Genomic DNA, 3,234 nt, shown 5'->3' on the forward strand with positions numbered 1-3,234 from the left:
GGCCAGCGGGGGCCGAGTCGGGTCATGGCCTTGCCGCGTGCTGCGCCGAGGACGGCGACAGACCTCACGAACTCCTCATTTCGCCAATGTCCCTCAATCCCAATGTATTTCACCGTTAGGCCGGGGACTTTACGGACCTTCTCCGCGGCTTTCGCCGTTTGTGAGGCAAGCCACAGGGGCGCGCGTAGCGTCGAGAACGAGCTCGGTTGAGCCTGTGCGCGACGCCACAGATGATCCGCAGCTCGGGGGGCACTACGAACCACCAGGGGCCGCGTCGCACTGAAAACTTCGCCGAGTTCACCGTTAAGCCGCCCGTGCGTGGGGCCGGGCGAATCAATCAAACGGAGAACTCAACATGATTAGTTCTTTGAGTACGCGGGGGCGGCCCAGCAGCGGCCGCCACGAGACATCACGAGCCCGCCGGGCTCACAAAGTCGCAGTCACGGTGGCAGCCTTTGCGATTCCCGTGGCCCTGCTCGTGGCTCCGCCTGCGAGCGCAGTCCCCGGTCTGGCGACACTGCCTGGCAGCTCGTTCGAGATCGACGAAGACTCCAATCTGAAACTGGACAACGCCGATTACAAGGACTGGGGTGTCCTCGCGCACCCGAATGGGCCGGAGATCCGTGCCACGGACGAGACGACTGGCCAGACCGACGACTCCTACAAGGGCGGCGTCAAGGAGGACACCGAGTGTCCCGGCGAGACCACCGGCAGCATCCCGAACAACAAGAGCGACCTGCTGACCTTCCACGTCTACAAGGAGGCGGCCAGCGACGGTAACAAGGGTTTCCTGAACCTGGCCTGGAGCCGGGTCAGCGACCCGAGCGGCACGACCCTGATGGACTTCGAGTTCAACCAGTCGAAGACCCCATGCCCGCAGGGGCCCAACAAGGTCCGGACCGGCGACGGTCCTGATGGGCCGTTGACCGACGACCTGCTCATCGAGTACGCGATCGACCAGGGCGGCGCAAGGGCAGACATCCTGGCACGCTTCTGGACCGGCTCCGCGTGGAGCGACCCCGCGATCCCGCTCGACGAGGGCTCCGCCTGTGGCGGTGGTCCGTGCGCGGTCGGCACGATCAGCAGCAGCGTCATTCTGGATGGTGACTCCGACGGCTTGGGAACGAAGCAGGCCCGCACCTTCGGTGAGGCGCAGATCGACCTGCGCCTGATCTTCGACGACACCAAGTGCTCGAGCTTCGGGTCGGCGATGCTCAAGAGCCGGTCGTCCGATGCCTTCACGTCGCAGCTCAAGGACTTCATCTCCCCCAGGGAGATCGACCTGAAGAACTGCGGCCAGGTCATCATCCGCAAGCAGACCCTGCCGGATGAGGACCCGAACACGACCCTGTTCGACTACACGAAGGCGTTCGGGACCGACCCTGCGACGGACAACACGTTCCAGCTCACCGATGACGGCGTGCAGGACTACGGGCAGACGGTTCTCTTCGGCACCGGCTACACGGTCGAGGAGGGAGCGCTGCCCACCGGCTGGGCCTTCAAGAGCCTGGACTGCAGTGCGAGCTCCGGTGTCACACCGTCGATTGACCCGTTGACCCCGAAGAAGGTGACGTTCGCCATCGACGACGAGGAGGACGTGCTCGACTGCACCTACACCAACGAGGCGCTGGGCACGGTGATCATCAAGAAGGTCATCAACGACGGCGCTGCCTACAGCCAGGCGTTCGACTTCTCGTCGGGGACCCTGCCGAGCGCCAGCTTCACGCTGACCCCGACGGGCACCGGCAACGCTGGCTCTGACAGCGAGACCTTCAACAACCTGTCCACCGGCACCGTCTACGACGCGAGCGAGACCGTTCCCGCCAACTGGAACCTCGTCAGCTCGGCCTGTGAGGATGGGGACAGCACGCCGGCCGCGATCAAGCTCGACCCGGGCGAGACCGTGACCTGCACCTTCACCAACGCGATCGAGCGGGGCGTCGTCAAGATCCTCAAGGAGCGCAAGCACGCCGCTGACGGTGCCGGAGACCACCCGCACGCAGGGGTGACCTTCACCCTCACGGGCGGCGACCTCGCCGCAGGCGACGAGAAGGTCACCGACGTAAACGGTGAGATCTGCTGGAGCGGACTCGCCGTCAGCGCGCTCGCCGGCAACTACTCAGTCGCCGAGACCGTCCCCGCTGGGTACGTCCTGAAGAGCACGAACCCCCAGGGCGGCATCGTCGTCACCGAGGGGACGTGCGGCGACAAGACGACCTACGACGCCGAGTTCCTCAACATGCCGCTGACGAACCTCACCGTCTCGGTGGACTCGCAGATCGATGGCGGCACCGCGTCGACCATCGAGTGCGCACTGGCGGAGGCCGACCCTGACGCGTCCACCGACGCTGACGGCGACGGATCCTTCACCAAGAACGACCTCGAACCGGGTACCTACACCTGCACCGTGGTCATCGACCCATAACCCCATGTCCTGATCGAGAAGGTGGCCCGGCCGTGGGGACGGCCGGGGCACCGGGACCATCCGGGACAAACATCGCGGGCTTCGGCGGCGGGGTATCTCCGCCGCCGGGCCCCGCCTCTGGCCACCGAGCCCGGCGTCCACCGGGTCGGTGAGCCCCCGATCGGGGCAACACACCTCCACAGAGGGACAGGCAGTAACCATGAAGATAGGCAAGATCCTGGCCGCAGCCGCGGCCGCCATTCTCATCTCTGCGGCACCTGCTGCCGCCAGCAGCGTTCACCTCAAGGGTGGCGCCAACGCCGAGCCGTCGTTCGCCGACCTCGGCCTTTCGCTCTCCGCGTCCGGCGAGCTATCGGGGCTGGGCAACGGGGACGTCCTCGTCACACTGGCCGCTACGGGTAACCCAACCTCTACGTGCGGTAACCCGGGCACCAACAAGTGGCAGGCTCCGGGTCAGAACCCGGCGTCCGTCACCCTGACCGGCACCCAGGCCATCCCGGACAGCCAGATCAAGAACGGGAACACGCCGTTCGGTCCGGTCATCACCGACGAGCCCGAGTCGCCGGTTCCCGGCGCTCCCGACTGCCCGAACAGCAGCTGGACTGAGCTCATCACCGACGTCGCCTTCACCGGCGCCGTCATCACCGTCGAGCAGCCACCGGGCACCGTCGTCCTCACGGTGACGTGCACCATTGACCCGCCGAGCGCGGACGGTGCGATCTCGAAGAACGCCGTCTCCTGCACCAGCAGCTGACGTCGCACCGCGTGGGCCCGGCAAACTCCAGCTGCCGGGCCCACGCCCTTGCCCC

At 66.3% G+C, this 3,234-nt stretch carries 2 protein-coding genes; both read left to right on the forward strand.

What is annotated here, in order from left to right; all coding sequences use genetic code 11:
• Nucleotides 1-445: 445 nt before the first annotated feature.
• On the forward strand, nt 446-2,425 hold the full coding sequence (locus OO014_RS19135; protein ID WP_272463922.1) for an MSCRAMM family protein: 1,980 nt from the start codon (nt 446-448) through the stop codon (nt 2,423-2,425).
• 199 nt (nt 2,426-2,624) lie between these two features.
• Entirely contained in the window at nt 2,625-3,179 is a 555-nt protein-coding gene (locus tag OO014_RS19140) for a hypothetical protein (RefSeq protein ID WP_272463923.1), read from the forward strand.
• Nucleotides 3,180-3,234: the final 55 nt, after the last annotated feature.

This window comes from Intrasporangium calvum (genome assembly GCF_028446585.1).
Classification (GTDB): domain Bacteria; phylum Actinomycetota; class Actinomycetes; order Actinomycetales; family Dermatophilaceae; genus Intrasporangium; species Intrasporangium calvum_A.